This window comes from Pontibacter fetidus (assembly GCF_010119545.1).
Lineage (GTDB): Bacteria > Bacteroidota > Bacteroidia > Cytophagales > Hymenobacteraceae > Pontibacter > Pontibacter fetidus.
In genome coordinates this window covers 1-18,912 of sequence record NZ_JAAEAA010000030.1, presented here as the reverse complement: position 1 = coordinate 18,912, position 18,912 = coordinate 1, and the positions used below count along the sequence as shown (strand labels likewise).

Annotated in this window: 16 protein-coding genes; 11 read left to right on the top strand and 5 right to left on the bottom strand. The window is 45.3% G+C overall.

Annotated elements, in window-relative coordinates; all coding sequences use genetic code 11:
- Positions 1–111: 111 nt before the first annotated feature.
- Positions 112–510, bottom strand: a complete 399-nt coding sequence (locus tag GWO68_RS16750; RefSeq protein ID WP_162347625.1) for a hypothetical protein — start codon at positions 508–510, stop codon at positions 112–114.
- A gap of 214 nt (positions 511–724) precedes the next feature.
- On the opposite strand from GWO68_RS16750, the gene nuoK reads away from it, so the two are divergent.
- The 4 genes from nuoK to GWO68_RS16730 are packed head-to-tail and all read left to right on the top strand — an operon-like array spanning position 725 to position 5,945.
- The gene (nuoK, locus tag GWO68_RS16745; protein WP_162347624.1) at positions 725–1,054 is read left to right on the top strand and encodes an NADH-quinone oxidoreductase subunit NuoK; all 330 of its coding nucleotides are present in this window, start codon (positions 725–727) and stop codon (positions 1,052–1,054) included.
- Between the two features lie 44 nt (positions 1,055–1,098).
- The gene (gene nuoL, locus GWO68_RS16740) at positions 1,099–3,063 is read left to right on the top strand and encodes an NADH-quinone oxidoreductase subunit L (RefSeq protein WP_235942113.1); all 1,965 of its coding nucleotides are present in this window, start codon (positions 1,099–1,101) and stop codon (positions 3,061–3,063) included.
- 12 nt (positions 3,064–3,075) lie between these two features.
- The gene (locus GWO68_RS16735) at positions 3,076–4,539 is read left to right on the top strand and encodes a complex I subunit 4 family protein (RefSeq protein WP_162347623.1); all 1,464 of its coding nucleotides are present in this window, start codon (positions 3,076–3,078) and stop codon (positions 4,537–4,539) included.
- A gap of 20 nt (positions 4,540–4,559) precedes the next feature.
- The gene (locus tag GWO68_RS16730) at positions 4,560–5,945 is read left to right on the top strand and encodes an NADH-quinone oxidoreductase subunit N (RefSeq protein WP_162347622.1); all 1,386 of its coding nucleotides are present in this window, start codon (positions 4,560–4,562) and stop codon (positions 5,943–5,945) included.
- 798 nt (positions 5,946–6,743) lie between these two features.
- On the opposite strand, the gene aspS is transcribed toward GWO68_RS16730, so the two are convergent.
- A complete protein-coding gene (gene aspS, locus GWO68_RS16725) occupies positions 6,744–8,513 on the bottom strand; it encodes an aspartate--tRNA ligase (protein ID WP_162347621.1) in 1,770 nt (589 codons plus the stop codon).
- Between the two features lie 291 nt (positions 8,514–8,804).
- Here aspS and GWO68_RS16720 point away from each other — a divergent pair, with 291 nt between their 5' ends.
- The 3 genes from GWO68_RS16720 to GWO68_RS16710 all read left to right on the top strand — a co-directional run bounded on the left by GWO68_RS16720 (position 8,805) and on the right by GWO68_RS16710 (position 10,633).
- The gene (locus GWO68_RS16720) at positions 8,805–9,356 is read left to right on the top strand and encodes a hypothetical protein (protein ID WP_162347620.1); all 552 of its coding nucleotides are present in this window, start codon (positions 8,805–8,807) and stop codon (positions 9,354–9,356) included.
- Between the two features lie 124 nt (positions 9,357–9,480).
- Positions 9,481–9,936: a nucleoside deaminase gene (locus GWO68_RS16715; protein ID WP_235942112.1), complete on the top strand. Its 456-nt coding sequence runs from the start codon at positions 9,481–9,483 to the stop codon at positions 9,934–9,936.
- An 88-nt stretch (positions 9,937–10,024) separates the two neighbouring features.
- Positions 10,025–10,633, top strand: coding sequence for a superoxide dismutase (locus GWO68_RS16710; RefSeq protein ID WP_162347619.1), 609 nt, complete (start codon positions 10,025–10,027; stop codon positions 10,631–10,633).
- An 81-nt stretch (positions 10,634–10,714) separates the two neighbouring features.
- Here GWO68_RS16710 and GWO68_RS16705 read toward each other — a convergent pair whose 3' ends face one another.
- A complete protein-coding gene (locus GWO68_RS16705; RefSeq protein ID WP_162347618.1) occupies positions 10,715–12,937 on the bottom strand; it encodes a protein-disulfide reductase DsbD family protein in 2,223 nt (740 codons plus the stop codon).
- Between the two features lie 609 nt (positions 12,938–13,546).
- Between GWO68_RS16705 and GWO68_RS16700 the strand changes: the two genes are divergently transcribed.
- Positions 13,547–13,855, top strand: a complete 309-nt coding sequence (locus GWO68_RS16700; RefSeq protein WP_162347617.1) for a hypothetical protein — start codon at positions 13,547–13,549, stop codon at positions 13,853–13,855.
- A 178-nt stretch (positions 13,856–14,033) separates the two neighbouring features.
- Complete coding sequence (locus tag GWO68_RS16695) at positions 14,034–15,368, top strand: hemolysin family protein (protein ID WP_162347616.1); 1,335 nt, start codon at positions 14,034–14,036, stop codon at positions 15,366–15,368.
- Between the two features lie 68 nt (positions 15,369–15,436).
- On the opposite strand, the gene GWO68_RS16690 is transcribed toward GWO68_RS16695, so the two are convergent.
- Both GWO68_RS16690 and GWO68_RS16685 read right to left on the bottom strand, forming a co-directional pair.
- On the bottom strand, positions 15,437–15,955 hold the full coding sequence (locus tag GWO68_RS16690) for a gamma carbonic anhydrase family protein (protein WP_162347615.1): 519 nt from the start codon (positions 15,953–15,955) through the stop codon (positions 15,437–15,439).
- A 108-nt stretch (positions 15,956–16,063) separates the two neighbouring features.
- Positions 16,064–17,044, bottom strand: coding sequence for a radical SAM protein (locus GWO68_RS16685; protein WP_162347614.1), 981 nt, complete (start codon positions 17,042–17,044; stop codon positions 16,064–16,066).
- Between the two features lie 215 nt (positions 17,045–17,259).
- Here GWO68_RS16685 and GWO68_RS16680 point away from each other — a divergent pair, with 215 nt between their 5' ends.
- Together GWO68_RS16680 and GWO68_RS16675 are read left to right on the top strand one after the other, a co-directional pair.
- The gene (locus GWO68_RS16680; RefSeq protein ID WP_162347613.1) at positions 17,260–17,679 is read left to right on the top strand and encodes a RidA family protein; all 420 of its coding nucleotides are present in this window, start codon (positions 17,260–17,262) and stop codon (positions 17,677–17,679) included.
- 117 nt (positions 17,680–17,796) lie between these two features.
- Complete coding sequence (locus GWO68_RS16675) at positions 17,797–18,693, top strand: S66 peptidase family protein (protein WP_162347612.1); 897 nt, start codon at positions 17,797–17,799, stop codon at positions 18,691–18,693.
- The last annotated feature ends 219 nt before the right edge of the window (positions 18,694–18,912 follow it).

Below are 18,912 nucleotides of genomic sequence, written 5' to 3'. Positions count from 1 at the left end.
CATAACAAAACAAGAATTGCATTACACGTAAGGTGTAATTTGTTTTTTTGGAGCATAAAATAAGTTAGTTAATTAATTACTACTTATACTTCCAAATTGCACAACTGTTAGTTAGAATGTTGTAAACTCTTCACAACCGTAGGCAACTATAAATGGCTTCACTTTTCCATCCCGATTTACTTCCACTTTCATAGATCCTAACTCTTTATAAATTGAATCGCCTACTGCTGCATAGTTGAACAAGCTGCTTGAGTCTCCAGCTAAATATAATTTATACTCTAAGCCATTCAGATGATGTACCAATAGCACTTCTGCAGCGTGATTAGGTTTATCTATATATTTTAGTGTCACTACTCCTTTTAAATACACATCTTTCAATTCCTGCTCTTTGCCACACAAGCTACTCTTAACCATGTTAGGAAAGAAATAACGAACTAGAGTGATGAATACTAATGAAAGTATACCAACTATAACATAAAACTTCAGGTTACTGTTAGGCTCTTTTTTCATATTGATGGATTGCGACTTAAATGCATTATTCGACTGGAAAACCACTCTCTCACAAAATATAGATTTAATCCTGAAAATTGAACAAAATCCTTAAAACCTTTATCCAAAGAAGTATGGAAATATGTTATGGATATTTAAGAAATCGGGATAACTTTGCGGCACGAAATATTGGATTATACTTTAATAGTAGGACTACGTTCGGACTACACAGAAAATGAACCAGATACCTGAAATAATCAGAACCGTTCCGCTGGAATATTACCTGTTCTTCAGCACAGCGCTTTTCGCGATCGGCGTAATTGGCGTACTTACCAGACGCAATGCCATCATCATCTTTATGTGTGTGGAGCTGATGCTGAACGCTGTAAACGTGTTACTTACCGCACTGGCATCTTACCGCGGCGACGCCACCGGACAGGTTTTCGTGTTTTTCATTATGGCGGTGGCCGCTGCCGAAGTTTGCGTTGGCCTGGCCATTATAGTAATGATCTACCGTAACATACGCTCTACGGACGTGCAGTTGCTTAACCGCCTGAAGTGGTAAGCCCCGAAATCTAATCTACAATAGCTTAACTTAATACAAATTAGATGCAAGAGATTGTAATGCCCTTCAATAACCAGGCGATGGCACTGCTCTGTTTGCTCATTCCGCTGCTGCCTTTGATCGGCTTTATCGTGAACGGGCTTGGCAACAGGAAGCTCGCAAAGGGTATGGTAAGTCTGATAGGCTGCGGCACCGTGCTGGCTTCCTTCCTTATCTCGGTATACCTTTTCGTTGATTTTACAGCCAATGGCAGCCGCGCGTACACTGTCGATTTTTATAACTGGATCTCGGTTGGCGATATGCAGATCGGTTTCTCGTTCCTGATTGACCAGCTAACGCTGCTGATGATGCTGATGGTAACCGGTATTGGTTTCCTGATTCACCTGTACTCGGCTGGTTACATGAGCCACGACGAGAACTTCGGTAAGTTCTTCGCTTTCATTAACCTGTTCATGTTCTCGATGTTACTGCTTGTAATGGGCTCTAACTACGTGATGATGTTCGTAGGCTGGGAAGGTGTAGGTCTGTGCTCGTACCTGCTGATCGGTTTCTGGAACAAGAACACCAACTATAACAATGCTGCCAAGAAAGCCTTCGTCATGAACCGTATCGGTGACTTAGGCTTCCTGCTAGGTATTTTCCTGATCTTTATCACATTCGGTTCGGTTAGCTATCCGCAGGTTTTCGCTGAGGCTGCCCGCTACACTGGTGGTATCGATTCTACAGTAATGATCGCGATTACCCTGCTGCTGTTTGTAGGTGCGATGGGTAAAAGTGCTCAAATTCCGTTGTTTACCTGGTTACCAGATGCGATGGCGGGTCCTACTCCGGTTTCTGCCCTGATACACGCGGCAACCATGGTTACGGCTGGTATTTACATGGTGCTTCGCTCGAACGTGCTGTATGTGCTGGCTCCTACTACCATGGAAGTGATCGCTATAGTTGGTATTGCAACTGCCTTGCTAGCCGCAACCATAGGTCTGGCGCAAAACGATATTAAAAAGGTACTGGCTTACTCTACTGTTTCGCAGTTAGGTTATATGTTCCTGGCACTTGGCGTGATGGCCTTCGATTCGTCAATCTTCCACGTTCTTACGCACGCATTCTTTAAAGCGCTTCTGTTCTTAGGTGCTGGTTCAGTTATCCACGCCATGAGCAACGAGCAGGATATCCGTTACATGGGTGGCTTGCGCAAGTATCTGCCAATTACATTCCTTACATTCCTGATCGGTACGCTGGCCATTGCCGGTATTCCGCCGTTCGCAGGTTTCTTCTCTAAAGATGAGTTGCTGGCGCATGTTTGGGAACACAATAAACTAATGTGGGGACTTGGCCTGCTGACTTCGTTCATGACGTCGTTCTACATGTTCCGTTTGGTGTTCTTAACGTTCTTTGGCACGTTCCGTGGCACAGAAGCTCAGAAATCGCACCTGCACGAATCTCCTATCTCGATGACTTTGCCGCTGATCGTGCTGGCTATACTTTCAACTATAGGTGGATTCCTTGGAATTCCGGCTGTGTTTGGCGAGAACATGCACCTGCTGCAAAACTACCTAGCCCCTATTTATGGTTATGCGCAGGTTGCTAATGCTGCAGCAGTTGCACCACTACATATAGAGCACTCGACGGAATGGATGTTGATGGGTATTTCGGTAGCAGTGGCTGTGGTAGCTATTATCCTGGCTTATGTGATGTATGTGAGCAAAAAGCAGGTTCCGGCAGCAGAAGGCACCAAGCTTTCTCCTATCCACAATCTGATCTACAATAAGTATTACATCGACGAATTATACAACGCCATCATCGTTCGCCCTATCATGTGGTTATCTTCTATCTTCCACAAAGTGTTTGATGTGGTAATAGTGGATGGCGTAGTAAATGGTGTAGGTAAGTTTGTAGTACAGAGCAGCCGTACACTTCGCTTTGCACAAAGCGGTGCTATCGGGTTTTATATCCTGATCATGGTGGTAAGCATTGCTCTGATTCTGTTTTTAAATTTCTTTATCGGATAAGGTTCTTAGAAGATGATAACAGCTCTTTTACTTTTCTGGCCTGCCTTAGCTGCACTTCTGGTGCTGCTGATAAAAGGACAAGGTGCCAAGAAAGTGGCTTTTGTGGCAGCTTTAGTTGAGTTTGCCATAGCTATAGTTGCAACTACAGGTTTTGATGCGGCAAGCGGTGCTACGCAGTTCGAACTTAACTTACCTTGGGTAGAAAATGCCGGTATCGGTTTCCATATCGGTATGGACGGTATCAGCTTACTGATGGTATTGCTGACCACGTTCCTGGTTCCGCTGATCATACTTTCGGCCTTTAAGCACGACTATAAGAACCCGAACGCTTTTTACGCGCTGATCCTGTTCATGCAGACCGGCCTTATTGGTGTGTTTGTGGCGCTGGATGCATTCCTGTTCTACTTCTTCTGGGAAGTGGCTCTTATTCCGATCTACTTTATTGCCGCGATCTGGGGTGGCGTTAACCGCATTCCAGTTACGTTCAAGTTCTTCGTGTATACTATCTTCGGTTCACTTTTCATGCTGGCCGCATTTGTATACCTCTACTTCCAGACAGGAGCTACCGAATTAGCAGCGCATTCATCTGATGTGCAGGCGTTCTACCAACTGGCGTTAAGTGCTGAGTCGCAGAGCTGGATCTTCTGGTTCCTGTTCATTGCCTTCGCTATTAAAATGCCGGTGTTCCCGTTCCATACCTGGCAGCCGGATACCTACACCGAGTCGCCTACACAGGCTACGATGTTGCTTTCCGGTATCATGCTGAAAATGGGTATTTATGGGGTGCTGCGCTGGTTACTGCCGGTTGTGCCAATGGGTGTGAGCCAGTGGGATGAGCTGGTGCTTATCCTTTCTATCATCGGTATCGTTTACGGATCGGTTATCGCTATTCGTCAGCACGACCTGAAGCGCCTGATCGCTTATTCATCTATCGCACACGTTGGCCTTATTGCAGCGGGTATCTTTACCCTGAACGAGCAAGGCCTGCAAGGTGGCGTTATCCAGATGCTAAGCCACGGTATCAACGTAACCGGTCTGTTCTTCATCATCGAAATCATTTACAGAAGAACCAACACAAGAGAAATTACAAGCCTGGGTGGTATCACGCAGAATGCAAAAGCACTTTCGATCTTCTTCATGATCCTGTTGCTGGGTTCGGTAGCGCTGCCGCTTACAAACGGTTTTGTGGGTGAGTTCCTGTTGCTGCTAGGTGTTTACAATTACAATGCGTGGTTTGGCGCTGTGGCTGGCTTAACCATTATACTTAGTTCAGTTTATATGCTGCGCATGTTCCAGGGTGTGATGTTCGGCACGAAGTCTGAGCATACAGAAGCTTTTACCGACCTGACATTCAATGAAAAAGCTGTACTTATACCGCTGGTAATTATGGTATTCTGGATCGGATTGTTCCCGAACACGTTCCTGAGCATTTCGGAGCCGGCTGTAGGTAACCTGCTGAACATCATTAACCGCTAATTAACAGGAAATACGACGACATGACCTCGATCATACTTCTTTCAGTTTTTGGCATCGTTAACCTTTTTGTAGGTTTCCTGAAGTCTAAGAAAATATTATTGCCGCTGGCCCTGCTGTTCCTGATAGTGGTGTTTGGTGTGAACCTGCTTGGCTGGAACAATACCCAGACCTATTTCAACAACATGCTCACCATCGACAACTATGCGGTGGCTTTTACGGGCATTATGGTGCTGACGACGTTGCTTATCCTTCCGTTCTCGCAAAGCTATATTGATGCGGAAGACGAGAACCTGGCTGAATACTACTCTCTGCTGCTGTTCTCGCTGGTAGGTGCCATTATGATGGTAGCCTATGAGAACCTGATCATGCTGTTCATCGGTATCGAGATTCTGTCGATTGCGATGTATGTGCTGGCAGGTAGCAACAAACGCAGCCTGCGCTCTAACGAAGCTGCTCTGAAGTACTTCCTGATGGGTTCGTTCTTTACAGGTGTGCTGCTATTCGGTATCGTTCTGATCTACGGTGCGACCGGTACGTTTGACATTACAGAGATAGGTGCAGCCAATGTAATGGCAGATGGTACAATGAATACTATGTTCACGATGGGTCTGCTGCTCTTAGTGATTGGTATCTCCTTTAAGATAGCTGCTGCTCCGTTCCACTTCTGGACGCCGGACGTGTACGAGGGTACGCCAACGTTCTTTACCACGTTTATGGCTACTGTAGTTAAAACTGCTGGTGTGGCGGCTTTCTATAAATTAATGAATGCAGCTTTCGAAGGTTCCTTCACATCCTGGTTCCCGACTGTTATTGCCATTACAGTCTTGACACTCGTAGTTGGTAATATTGGTGCGGTAATTCAGCCAAGCGTAAAGCGTATGCTGGCTTACTCATCAATTTCGCATGCGGGTTACCTGCTTATGACGCTGGTTGCTTTCAATGACCTGTCAGAAAACGCGATCTTCTTCTATTCACTGTCTTATGCGGTGGCTTCCGTAATGTCATTTGGCGTACTAAAATTGGTAGAAGATGCTCGTGAAGGAAATCAATCTTTTGCTGCCTTTAACGGTCTTGGCAAAACAAACCCGCTGCTTGCCTTTGTAATGACAGTATCTATGTTCTCGTTAGCGGGTATTCCGCTTACAGCTGGTTTCTTCGGTAAACTGTTCGTGTTCTCAGCAGTAATAGCAACTGGTAACCTGACATGGCTTGTAGTGTTAGCTGTTATACTTGCAGCTGTTGGTATCTACTATTATATCAAAGTAGTAATTGCCATGTACATGCAACCAGCTGGTGAAAACACTAAAGTACCTGTTAGCGGCTTCGCTGCCTTGGTTCTGATCATCTGTACTATACTTACCATCCTGTTCGGTATCGCGCCTGGTTTGGTAAGCAACATGCTGTAATAGGAAATTATAAAATATTTAAAGGCTGCTCTGTAAAAGGGCAGCCTTTTTTGTTATCTTTTCCTGACAGTAGTTAGTAATGGAGTCATAATTTCTTATAGCTTCGGTATTGTCATTTCGAGCGTAGTCGATGGATCTTATACAGTTTATAGTTGAAGTCTATACTTCCTTCCTTAAAGCAAGCTATCCTTCTATAGCTTCTTCCAATCCTGGGAGCTTAATTTACCTATTGTTTCAATCTGGCTTTGGTGCCCTCACGGCCGGGAGGCCCCGTCTTTCTACTACTAACCGCTATCTATAGTTTGATCCGATAAGCCTCGAGATTGATCGTGGCTATAGTTTTGTAGGGACAGGTCGCGCCCTGTCCGCTCGTGGCTTTCAGCTATAGTTGGTATAGATTTTTCCTTGAGCCGAAATGACAGTCGGACAAGCAGTAGCAGAAAGTCCCCCTTTGAAGGGGGCAGGGGGATGATAAACGTTAACTATGAAACTATAAAGCAAATTATAGCAATAGCAGAAACTCCCTTCTTGAGAGGGGCAGGGTGTGTAATAGCAAAGGCTTAACCTCCCTTGCCACAAGATCCTTTCAGGATGACAAATGAAGTAGTAGGTAAAAAATTCCCTCTCCTGTTTTGGGGTAGAGGCCCTTTTTAAAAGGAGAGGGTTGGGGTGAGGTTAAAAATAGTAACAATAGACTCTTGCAGGAGCTGTGCGCGATACGGGGTCTATAAATCCAATACCAAACAAAAAAGCCTGTAACATGGCTGCTACAGGCTTTTGAACTATAGCTTATAGTTGTTACTTCTTTTCAGGAGCAGTAATATTTCTCATCTTAATGTGCAGTTCATCAAGCTGCGCATCCGATATTGGAGACGGGGCATCAATCATAACATCGCGGCCAGAATTGTTTTTCGGGAAGGCAATGTAATCGCGGATAGAATCAGAACCGCCGAAAATAGAGCAAAGTCTGTCGAAACCGAAGGCGATACCACCGTGTGGCGGCGCACCGTATTCAAAGGCCTCCATCAGGAATCCGAACTGGGCTTTTGCTTCGTCGTTTGAGAAGCCCAGTAAACGGAACATCTGCTCCTGCAAACGGCGGTCGTGAATACGAATAGAGCCACCGCCCACTTCAACGCCATTGATAACCATATCATAAGCATTCGCACGGATATCGCTAGGACGGTCATCGATCAGCTCTAAATCTTCCGGCTTAGGCGATGTGAAAGGGTGGTGCATGGCATGGAAACGGCCCATTTCTTCGTCCCACTCCAGCAGCGGGAAGTCTACTACCCACAGTGCCGAGAACGTATCTTTATCGCGTAAGCCAAGTCGAGTTCCCATTTCCAGGCGCAGCTCGTTCAGGGCTTTGCGGGTTTTGTCTTTTCCGCCGGCCAATACCAGCAGCAGGTCGCCAGGTTTGGCATTGAAAGCCGCAGCCCACTCCGCCAGGTCTTCCGGAGCATAGAATTTATCAACTGATGATTTTACAGAGCCATCTTCATTCACTCGCGCGTACACCAAGCCGGTAGCCCCGATCTGCGGACGCTTTACAAAGTCAGTCAGTTCATCCAGTTGCTTACGGGTATAGCTGGCAGCACCTGTCGCGTTAATCCCAACTATAAGCTCGGCATCATCAAACACTTTAAAGCCTTTGTTCTTAACCAGGCTGTTCAGCTCCACGAACTGCATCCCGAAACGGGTATCCGGCTTATCAGAGCCATACAAACGCATCGCATCAGCATAGGTCATGCGTGGCATTTTAGGCAGGTTAACGCCTTTCACTTTCTGGAACAGGTGGTGAATCAGCCCTTCAAAAGTGTTCAGGATATCTTCCTGGGTCACGAAAGAAAGCTCGCAGTCTATCTGGGTGAACTCCGGCTGGCGGTCGGCACGTAGGTCTTCGTCTCTAAAGCATTTTACGATCTGGTAGTACTTATCGAACCCTGACACCATCAGCAGCTGCTTAAACGTTTGCGGAGACTGTGGCAGGGCGTAAAATTCGCCTGGGTTCATGCGGCTTGGCACCACAAAGTCGCGGGCACCTTCCGGCGTAGATTTTATAAGTACAGGCGTTTCTACTTCAATAAAGTAAAGGCCGTCCAGGTAATTGCGGGTTTCGCGCATCACGCGGTGGCGCAGTTCCAGGTTACGGCGCACAGGGTTACGGCGTAGGTCCAGGTAACGGTACTTCATGCGCAGGTCGTCTCCCCCATCCGTTTCATCTTCGATCATGAAAGGCGGTAACTTGGCTGCATTCAGCACTTCCAGCTTGGTAACCTTTAGCTCAATGGCACCGGTCGGTATTTTATCGTTTTTAGACTCGCGCTCAATTACTTTACCAACTACTCTTATCACAAACTCACGGCCCAGTTCGCGTGCCTGGTTCAGCAGTGCTTCCGGGGTTAAACCTTCTTCAAAGCTAAGTTGCGTAATACCGTAACGGTCGCGCAGGTCAATCCAGAGCATCCCGCCTTTATCGCGCAGGCGCTGTACCCAGCCAGTCAGGATAACTTCTTCGCCTACATTATCAATTCGTAGTTCGCCGCAAGTATGAGTTCGGAGCATAGTAGTATGTGTAAGTATATAGCGCAAAAGTAATAATTGTTACGTTAGGTTGCAGCTAAAATAGCAGGAGCTTTCCATATATCGGAAAGTAAAAGTATACGCAGCAATTGCAGTGCATGGTCACCTATAGTTTGGGGCCTGCATTTGTTGTTCAGAAGGCGCAATAAACACCAGAAACTGCTTATTACACATTTGCACCTTAAACTTTTGGCAAAGAAATTGCACCACTTTGGCTTACTGCCTGTTATTTGATCAATAATTTATAGCTTTGCCTACACAACCCTTATGAACATGCGTTATTTAGCATTCCTGATTATCATTTTTATAGCTGGCGTTGCCTTTGCAGCACCAAAACTTAAGAAGGTAAACATCACCAAAGAGATCAGCATTTTGCTGCCGAAGGATTTTACCCCGATGACAGATGATGACATTGCCCGTGAGTACCCGGCAACGACCAGACCTTTAGCTGCTTTTACAAGCCCTGACAAAAATATAGACTTTAGCCTGACACAGAAACGCTCTACGTTCCGGGCAAATGACCTGGATATGTTGCGTGAATTTTACAAGGCCAACCTGGTAGAAACATTTACAAACATTGATTTTATACGGCAGGAAGTAACCACTATTAATGGGCAGAAATTTATAGTGTTTGAGTTTGTTTCGAGGCTAGCTGATACGCGTGGCGCTTCAAACCTGAAACCTGTAAACCAGTACAGTATTGTGCAGTATACGATCATTGGCAATCAACTACAGATTTATACCTTACATGTGCCTTTCCAGCTTAAAAATGACTGGCAGCCCGTAGCCCGCGAAATAATGGGTTCTGTTAAGATCAAAAAGTAATTTATAGTTCGCCATACATCAAAAGCCTTTCCCTTACCCGGAAAGGCTTTTGCATTTTACCTGCAACTATAGTTTAACTGGTTTATACTTGCTATAAAATTGCTTACACTCTACCTTTACATCTATGGCTACAGACATTTTATCGATCTATAGTGACGAGTATTTTATGCAGCAGGCTTACCGGTTGGCACAGCAGGCTTTTGAAGAAGATGAGATTCCGATCGGGGCTGTTATAGTTGCCAACAACCGCATTATTGCCAAAGCCTACAACCAAACCGAGAAACTGAACGACGTAACCGCCCATGCCGAAATGCTGGCTTTTACGGCCGCATCAGAATACCTGGGCAACAAATACTTACACGACTGTACGTTGTATGTTACCGTAGAGCCTTGCGTAATGTGTGCGGGGGCCAGCTATTGGGCGCAGCTAAAACGTGTGGTTTTCGGAACAACTGAGCCAAAGGTTGGTTATAGAAGAGTAGGTAATTTATTGCACCCTAAAACCGAGATGGTTAGCGGCATTATGGCCCAGGAGTGCGCCGACCTGATGGCTTCTTTTTTTGCAGCCAAAAGAAAATAGTTAAATTTGAAACTAACAGTTTGAGTGCATACGTACCCTATAAGATTGCTACGTATGTTATTTTTCACATATAAAAATATATAAAACTATGGCTTTCGAACTTCCGAAACTACCTTATGCTTATGATGCCCTGGAGCCGCACATTGATGCCCGCACTATGGAGATCCACCATACAAAACACCACCAGGCCTATACCGATAACCTGAACAAAGCCATTGCCGGCACCGACATGGAAGGCAAGAGCATTGAAGAGATTCTGCAGAACCTGGACGGCGAAAACAAAGCAGTGCGTAACAACGGCGGCGGTTACTATAACCACAACCTGTTCTGGACTATACTTTCTCCGAATGGTGGCGGTCAGCCAACTGGCGAACTGGCAGATGCGATCAATTCTACTTTTGGTTCTTTCGACCAGTTTAAAGAGAAGTTTAATGCAGCTGCGGCTACCCGATTTGGTTCTGGTTGGGCATGGCTTTGTGTTAAAGGTGGCAAACTTGAGATCTGCTCTACTCCTAACCAGGACAACACGTTAATGTCGTTCGCTGAAGGTTGTGGTGGCACGCCAATTCTTGGCCTTGATGTTTGGGAGCACGCGTATTACCTGCACTACCAGAACCGTCGTCCGGACTACATTAGTGCTTTCTGGAACGTAGTAAACTGGGAAGAAGTAACAAAACGTTACAACGAAGCAAAGTAACTCCTGCGAGATAAGACTTTATCGTCACAAAAAAGCCCCACTGGTTTCAGTGGGGCTTTTCTATTATAGTTCCGGTTATACTTACTGCTGAGCTATACTTTGCTTGGCTTTGTAGGCGGCAACACCGGCATCCAGGAACTTAACAAAGTTATCTACATTCAGGTCGTAGGCAATTGGCTTAACCAGTACGTTTTCGTTCTCATCCATCAACACATAGTATGGCTGGGCGTTTACGTTAAATTTAGTGATCTGGTAATCGGCGTATTTTTTACCTATAGTTGCTTTCTCTTTACCGTCATACTTGCTTACATACTTCTCCCCTTCCGGCAGGTCGGTTTTATCATCTACATACAAGGCCGCTATTACATACTCTTCGCGCAGGCGTTTCAGCACGGCCGGGTCCGACCATACGTTGGCTTCCATTTCGCGGCAGTTAACACATCCGTGGCCTGTAAAGTCTATAAAGATTGGTTTGCCTTGTTCGGCAGCGCATTTCTTGGCTTGCTCCAGGTCAAAGTAACCCTGCAGGCCATGTGGCAGATGTAGAAAGTCGCTATACTTTGGAGTTTCGCATAGTTGGTTAGCAGCAATTGTAGCCGTGGTAGGTCCACCGTTGTTGTTTCGGGCTGCTATTGTATTCAGGTCAAAATCCTGGGAGGCTTGCGGCGGCAGGTAACCCGAAAGTGCTTTAAGCGGTGCGCCAAACATGCCTGGTATCAAATAAATTACAAACCCGAAGGTAACTATAGCAAAGAACAAACGTGGCACGCTAATGTATTTCAGGTCGGAGTCGTGGGAGAATTTAAGCTTGCCCAGCAGGTAAAAGCCCAGCAGGGTAAAGATCACGATCCACAAGGCTAAGTATACTTCGCGGTCCAGAATGCCCCAGTGGTATACCTGGTCGGCTACGCTCAGGAATTTTAGCGCCAAAGCAAGTTCTATAAAGCCTAGTACCACTTTTACGGAGTTGAGCCAGCCTCCTGATTTAGGCAAGCCGCTTAACCACGATGGGAAAATAGCAAAAAGGGTAAACGGCAGGGCAAAGGCCAGCGAAAACCCGAACATACCAACTATAGGGCGTATGGTTTCGCCACCGGCCGAGGCCACCAGTATACTACCAACGATAGGTCCGGTGCACGAGAAAGAAACAAGCGCAAGGGTAAATGCCATAAAGAACACGCCTATCCAACCGCCTCTGTCAGCCTGCGCATCTATTTTGGTTAACCACGAACTTGGCAGCGTAATCTCGAACATCCCGAAGAAAGACATCGCAAACACCAGGAAGATCAGGAAGAAAAGGATATTCGGCAGCCAGTGTGTACTGATAAAGTTTGCCCCATCGGCACCAAATAAACGTGCTACTACCGTACCGATAATTGTGTAAATGGCGATAATTGAAAGTCCATATACCAAGGCTTTAACTATAGCCTGGCTTCTGCTTTTACTGCTGCCCGTAAAAAAGCTTACTGTCATGGGCACCATCGGGAAAACGCAAGGCGTAAGCAGTGCCACTAGACCAGACCCGAAAGCAACCAGCATAAATGCCCAAAGGTCGTCTTTATCAGGAGCAGGCTCAGTAAATGCCACATCTTCTGCAGCAGGCTGTACTTTTTCGGTGGTTTGAGGTGCGGTTACGGTATCTATAGTTGCATCGTTCTGCCCGAATACGGGCGAAGCTGCCGAATCTATAGTTATTGGTGTCTGCGTGGTAGCTGGTGTTTCAGGGGTTTGCTTTGTGCCGGGCGCTATAGTTTGGCCAGGCTGCGATGCTGCAGGCGCACCCGTTGTTGTAGTTGTACTGGCAGCTTTGCCAGTAACTTGTATCTGCTTGTTGGTGAAAGTAAAGTCGTCGTCAAACGGAATGCAGCGGCCATCCACATCGGTACAAACCTGGTATTCGTAAGTGCCTTTTACTACCAGCTCTGGTTTTAAAACCTTAATTTTCTGACGGAACTGCGCCGTACCCACAAAGTAGGTGTACTCGCCACCCCAAAGGTCGTCGTATTTCTTTTTAGGCTTAACCGGAACAATTTTGCCTACCAGTTCATAAGACGGGTTTTTGGCAAATTTAAACTCCGTAACCATTGGCCCCAGTTCCGGGTCGAAGTCAGAAGAGTAAAGGTACCAGTCTTTGTCTATCCGGACGTTAAAGATCAATTCTACTTCTTCGCCGACAGTCACCTGTTTTTTAGAAACATCGTAACTCCAGGAAGCAGGTTTTAATACTTGCGCTACAGCCGAAAAGGCAAATAACCATAGCAAAACTATAGTTAGCAGCAATTTTAAGGGTTTATGAGTAAGCATATTGCTTTTCTTTTTCGGATTCGTTATCCGCTGTCAGTTATAATTTAAGTATAACCAAACAGCTGATGCTATGTTAGCAACTATAATTACAAAAGTAAAAAATATATTACTGCTTTGCGCTACCTATACCGGTAAGGTTCTGCACATAGCCATATAACTGTACTACCTGTACAAACAGCATCTCCTAAACGACTAAAATTTTCCTCTGAAAGCTACCCTAGCTGTTTTGTAATTTTATGACATCTCCTATAGTACAATAAAGCACCTCCCATTGCCTACCATATTGTACGATTTAGCGGTATCTAACAATAAAACCCAATCAAACCCGGACTTAATGCCTATAAATTAGATACAATATTTTATAAATATGTTAAAATAAATATATCTAAACATAACCTTAATCAAATATATTCGTTATATTATACAAATAAATATTACCTAGATACCAACAAATCAATCATAGTTTTTTACCCTTATTTTTTGGATATATACCATTTCATAAGGTTCATTTACTTGGAACTTTATAAACCAGTCTACTGGCAAGGAATTATAAGTTAACTTTGAATGTAGAGTAAATAAGAATAAGTATAACTCAACCAATAAAACACAATGAAACAAAGTCTACAGCAAACAGAAACACAGCTACTGAAGACAGAATGCGGAAGAGTGTTTGACTACATCTTTAAGGCCATGAAACTGGTACGCGACGAAAAGCATAACTTTCATGTAGTTTACAAAACTATGACGGACGAGTATATCTATTCTTTTTGCAATCCCTTCCTAGATACGCTGGCTGCAAACACGTACAAACTGATTTCTGAAGAGGAAGCCAAGAAGATTTTTCTGCCAAGGCTTACTTCTTCTAATGCCCACGAGTTGTTTACAACCGCCAAGGCATCTTTTGCGCTGCATGCATAGTTTGCCGCCACTGTTCAAAAACATAAAGGTGCCTCCCACGGCACCTTTATGTTTTTTAGCCCGCTTGTAGGCCATTCTTATATCAGCTAATATTTACCAAACTATATACATTTGTAGGTTAACATCGTATTTTAGTTAATTTTACACTTGTGCCGGCTTAAGCCTGCTGATATAAACTATGATCTTTAATATTTTCCTGACGATACTGTTGGTAGCGCTTAACGGTTTTTTTGTGGCCGCAGAGTTTGCTATAGTTAAAGTACGGGCCTCCCAGATAGAGCTGCGCGCCCAGGCCGGCAATACCATGGCCAAAATGGCGCAGCACATGATCGCGCACCTGGACGCTTACCTTTCGGCTACACAATTGGGTATTACGCTGGCGTCGCTGGGCTTAGGTTGGATAGGTGAGAGCGTAGTTTCGCAGATCATTATCAACATAATGTCGGCTTTTGGTTTTAACCCAGACCCGGAGGTAGCCCATAGTATAGCGTTGCCATTTGCGTTTGCCCTCATTACGGTGCTGCATATTGTGTTTGGTGAGCTGGCCCCAAAGTCGCTGGCTATTCAGCGCCCGGAGTCTACCACCTTGGCCATTGCACTGCCGCTGCGCTTTTTCTATATCCTGTTCATTCCGTTTATCTGGATCCTGAACGGCTTATCAAACCTTATACTTCGTTCTATGGGCATACGGGCATTGCACGGCTCGGAAGTACACTCTGCTGAAGAATTACGCCTGCTGTTTGAGCAAAGTGCCGAAGGCGGTGCCATACAGGATTCGCAGCACGAACTGATTGAGAATGTGTTCCAGTTTAACGAGCGCATGGTAAAGCAGATTCTGGTGCCACGCACTAAAATGATCGCCATCGACATTACCATTTCGGAACACGACCTGATGGAGATCATCTTTAATGAAGGCTACTCGCGCTTGCCAGTGTATAACGGAAGTATAGATAATATTGTGGGTGTGCTGTATGTAAAAGACCTGCTGAGCATTATGCGCCTTGGCGAGCCGGTGGTGCTCGAAAAACTGATACGCCCTGCTTACTTTGTGCCGGAAACCAAAAAGATCAACCGCCTGCTGAAACAGTTCCAGCGCCGCCACCTGCACATGGCCATTGCGACCGACGAGTTTGGTGGTGTGTCGGGTATTGTTACCATAGAAGATATAATTGAAGAGCTTGTTGGCGAGATACAGGACGAGTACGATGAGGAAGTACCGTTAGTAGAGTTGGTTACTGATTTTGAATACAAGGTAAGTGCTGCCGCACCAATTTCGGATGCCAACGATTTTCTGCCTTACCCACTGCCCGAAGGCGAAGATTATGAAACTGTAGGTGGCCTTGTAAGCGTACTTTACGGCCAGATACCAGAAGATATTACCGATAGCATCGACTTTAACGAATACGAAGTGCGGGTATTGGAGAAATCAGAACGTAGCCTGATATCCGTATTGTTCAAGATAAAAGACGAGTTCCGTGAAGACACCATCGTGAGAGAAATGCCGGAGCATTAACATCGGACTATAAAAAGTAAAACGCCTGCGTTGCCAACTATAATCCGGCAGCGCAGGCGTTTTTGCTTTTACTCTTTGCCTGTAAACCAGCCGCTGTACATTACATAGTTATTGGCAACCTTATCAAGGCCATCTACCTGCTCCTGGCTTAGCTGCTTTACTTTTTTGGCCGGTATTCCTGCATAAATCCATCCACTTTCGCACACGGTATTTTCCAGAACTATAGCTCCGGCGGCAACTATACAATTCTTCTGCACCAGGGCATTATCCATCACAATCGAGCCCATGCCTATCAGCACGTTATCTTCTACAGTACAGCCATGTACTATAGCATTATGCCCTATAGAGACGTTATTACCTATAGTTGTAGCTGCTTTCTGGTAGGTGCAATGGATAACAGCGCCATCCTGTATGTTTGTTTTATTTCCTATCCTGATCGCGTTTACGTCGCCACGGATAACTGCATTGAACCAAACCGAGCATTCGCGACCCATAACCACATCGCCAACTATAGTTGCGTTCTCGGCTACAAAACAATCATCGCCCAACTGTGGCATCACACCTTTTACAGGAAGTATAACTGGCATATTTTTAATTTTTGAATAACTAAATTTTGAATGACTGAATGACGTAAAGTTAAAAGCTAATGCTGAGTATTCTAAAATCCTGTAAATCCTGGTTAAGATAGCCACCCATTAAGCAAACATCCGTTTCCAGGTGCCTTTTTGGTAGTTGTATTTCAGCGTACTAGGCAGGGCTTTCCAGAAGTATTTGTTTATTTCTACGGCAAAGCTGGGTTGCATGTAGCAGTTTATAGTACAGCCCCCGCAGGCGGGCAGGCGGCCTTCTAATTGTTTTAACTTTTCTACTTCTGGGCTATGGTATAGTTGCTGCAGGTTGCCATTTATAGGGTAGCTTTTAGTGCCCAGGTGGTAACACGGCAAAACCAGCTCGTTTTCGGGGGAGATAACTATAGTTGTGCTGGCAGCTTTGCAAACGGGGTTATTTGTGTGGTTTCCGCCATCCTTACGCAGTTGTATAAAGCCTTCGTTCAGGTACACACCTTTACGTTTGCCAAACTGGGTCAGGTAATCGAGTTCTTCTTCTGTTAAGCGCTCCCCAGTTTTAACGCCATTGTACTCAAAAGCCGGGTTAAGGATAAGTACCAGTTTGTTGGGCTGGGCTATAGTTTGGTACACTTCTTCCAGTTCGTGCAGGTTATGCTTAAAAACCGTGAAAAGTATATCCGGTCGCTCGCCCAGTTCCTTTGCTACTTTAATAGATTCCATCACAAAATCGTAACAGGCTACTCCCCTGCCGGCATCGTGGGTTTCTTTATGTGCAGAATCCAGCGAGAAATGTAGCATGTCCACTTTACCTTTTAGCCGCTCAGCATACTTCGGGTAGAGCATGGCGTTGGTGGTGAGTGTGGTGATAAAGCCCATCTCATGCGCCATGCCCAGCATTTCGTCTATCTGGCGGTGCAGCAACGGTTCGCCGCCTGTAAAGTCTATTACCTGTACACCCAGGTTTTTCAGGTCGTGCAGGTTTTGCTGCACATCCTCTATAGTTATGTAAGGCGATGGTTTTTCCCAGATATCGCAGAACGAGCACTTTGCGTTACAGCGGTAAGTAACGTAGTAGTTGCAAAGCACAGGTTTAGTTCTCAGGCGCATCAATAGTAATTACGAATTAATAATTACGAATTACGAATTTTAGAACGAGATTAAGAAATATGGTATAATTGTTAAATTGTCTGAATCAGGATTTACAGGATTAAAAAGAATGAACAGGATTTAAGGCTTTGTAACTAACAATACGCAAAGTATCGCATCTTTACCTTTTTACTTCACTAACTCCTAAACTCTTTAACTCTTAAACTCCAAAGTCTATGAAAAGACAGAATATTTCGTCGGGGGCTGTGTGGGAAGATATAGTTGGCTATAGCCGTGCCGTGCGGGTAGGTAATGTAATTGAAGTGGCCGGCACAACCGCTACCGACGGCGACCAGATTATAGGCAAAGGCAATGCGTACGAACAGACCAGGTTTATACTTCAGAAAATAGAAAAAGCGCTGGCAGAAGCCGGAGCAACTATGGAAGATGTAGTGCGCACCCGTATGTATGTTACCGACATAAGCCACTGGGAAGAGATTGGTCGCGCGCATGGCGAGGTATTCCGAACTATAAAACCGGCATCAACTATGGTACAGGTAAGTGCGCTTATTAACCCCGATCAGTTAATCGAAATTGAGGCCACTGCTTTGCTTTCTGCCGAACACCCGCAAACTGAAGGCTTTTCGCTGAGGTAAATTATTGCTTACATCAGAAATTACACCTGTTCAGGTTTAGTTACGACCCTGTAAACCCACACCTGCAAACTTGCCCGGAAATCCCTAACTTGGCAGTTGCTTATACTTTATACATTTATGATACCTGCGCTACAGCCCGGCGACAAAATTGCCATACTTTCCACTGCCCGAAAAATAACTACCCAGGAACTCGCACCTGCCATACAGACCTTCGGGAATTGGGGTTTAGAAGTAGTGTTGGGCCAAACGATAGATGCCAGCTATAACCAGTTTGCCGGCGACGATGCGCTCCGTTTGCAGGATTTTCAGGAGATGCTGGATAACGAAACTATAAAAGCTATAGTTTGCGCACGCGGCGGCTACGGCACCATCCGCATCATTGACCAGGTGGATTTCACAAAATTTAAAAAGCAGCCGAAATGGGTGATCGGTTTCAGTGATGTAACTACCATCCATAGCCATATTCATAACTTAGGTATAGAAACCGTGCATGCCATTATGCCTGTACTTTTCGGCCGCGAAGGAACTGTAGACAGTGTGGAAACCCTGCGCAAGGTGCTGTTTGGTGAAAGTATAAACTATAGTTCGGGCCCGCATGCGTTTAACCGCACCGGCTCAGCCAAAGGCCAATTGGTTGGCGGAAACCTATCCATGCTGCACACGCTTACCGGCACTAAATCCGACATCAGCACCGAAGGCAAAATACTGTTCCTGGAAGACCTGGACGAGTACCTGTACCACATCGACCGCATGCTGGTGCACCTCGACCGCAGCGGCAAACTCAGTAACCTGGCTGGGCTTATAGTTGGCGACATGAGCGACATGAAAGACAATGCCATTTCCTTTGGCAAAACTGCTTACGAAATTATACTGGAACATACCGGCAAATATAATTACCCAGTTTGCTACAATTTCCCGGTTGGCCACGAGCCGCTAAACTTAGCCTTGGTTTGTGGCAGAGAAGCTATACTTGAGGTAAATGAACAGGGGGCTAAACTGGGCTATGTTTACTAATACAGAAGTGGTATATTGTATTTGAGAAACGCAATAAACTATAAAACCAACTACGTACATAGTGCAGATAAGCGTATGTTGTCGTTTATACTATAGTTGTGGTGCATTAGTAATTTAGAATTTCCGTTCAAGGTGAGGAAAAGAATGGAATAAAAATTTATGGTTGACAAAACAAATCTGAGATTAGCTTTAGAAACTGCTAAAGAATTCATAGCAGGA

Excerpts from the sequence above, each read along its gene's own strand:
- GWO68_RS16750 (WP_162347625.1), bottom strand. The coding sequence starts at position 510 with ATGAAAAAAGAGCCTAACAGTAACCTGAAGTTTTATGTTATAGTTGGT.
- nuoK (WP_162347624.1), top strand. The coding sequence starts at position 725 with ATGAACCAGATACCTGAAATAATCAGAACCGTTCCGCTGGAATATTAC.
- nuoL (WP_235942113.1), top strand. The coding sequence starts at position 1,099 with ATGCAAGAGATTGTAATGCCCTTCAATAACCAGGCGATGGCACTGCTC.
- GWO68_RS16735 (WP_162347623.1), top strand. The coding sequence starts at position 3,076 with ATGATAACAGCTCTTTTACTTTTCTGGCCTGCCTTAGCTGCACTTCTG.
- GWO68_RS16730 (WP_162347622.1), top strand. The coding sequence starts at position 4,560 with ATGACCTCGATCATACTTCTTTCAGTTTTTGGCATCGTTAACCTTTTT.
- aspS (WP_162347621.1), bottom strand. The coding sequence starts at position 8,513 with ATGCTCCGAACTCATACTTGCGGCGAACTACGAATTGATAATGTAGGC.
- GWO68_RS16720 (WP_162347620.1), top strand. The coding sequence starts at position 8,805 with ATGCGTTATTTAGCATTCCTGATTATCATTTTTATAGCTGGCGTTGCC.
- GWO68_RS16715 (WP_235942112.1), top strand. The coding sequence starts at position 9,481 with ATGGCTACAGACATTTTATCGATCTATAGTGACGAGTATTTTATGCAG.
- GWO68_RS16710 (WP_162347619.1), top strand. The coding sequence starts at position 10,025 with ATGGCTTTCGAACTTCCGAAACTACCTTATGCTTATGATGCCCTGGAG.
- GWO68_RS16705 (WP_162347618.1), bottom strand. The coding sequence starts at position 12,937 with ATGCTTACTCATAAACCCTTAAAATTGCTGCTAACTATAGTTTTGCTA.
- GWO68_RS16700 (WP_162347617.1), top strand. The coding sequence starts at position 13,547 with ATGAAACAAAGTCTACAGCAAACAGAAACACAGCTACTGAAGACAGAA.
- GWO68_RS16695 (WP_162347616.1), top strand. The coding sequence starts at position 14,034 with ATGATCTTTAATATTTTCCTGACGATACTGTTGGTAGCGCTTAACGGT.
- GWO68_RS16690 (WP_162347615.1), bottom strand. The coding sequence starts at position 15,955 with ATGCCAGTTATACTTCCTGTAAAAGGTGTGATGCCACAGTTGGGCGAT.
- GWO68_RS16685 (WP_162347614.1), bottom strand. The coding sequence starts at position 17,044 with ATGCGCCTGAGAACTAAACCTGTGCTTTGCAACTACTACGTTACTTAC.
- GWO68_RS16680 (WP_162347613.1), top strand. The coding sequence starts at position 17,260 with ATGAAAAGACAGAATATTTCGTCGGGGGCTGTGTGGGAAGATATAGTT.
- GWO68_RS16675 (WP_162347612.1), top strand. The coding sequence starts at position 17,797 with ATGATACCTGCGCTACAGCCCGGCGACAAAATTGCCATACTTTCCACT.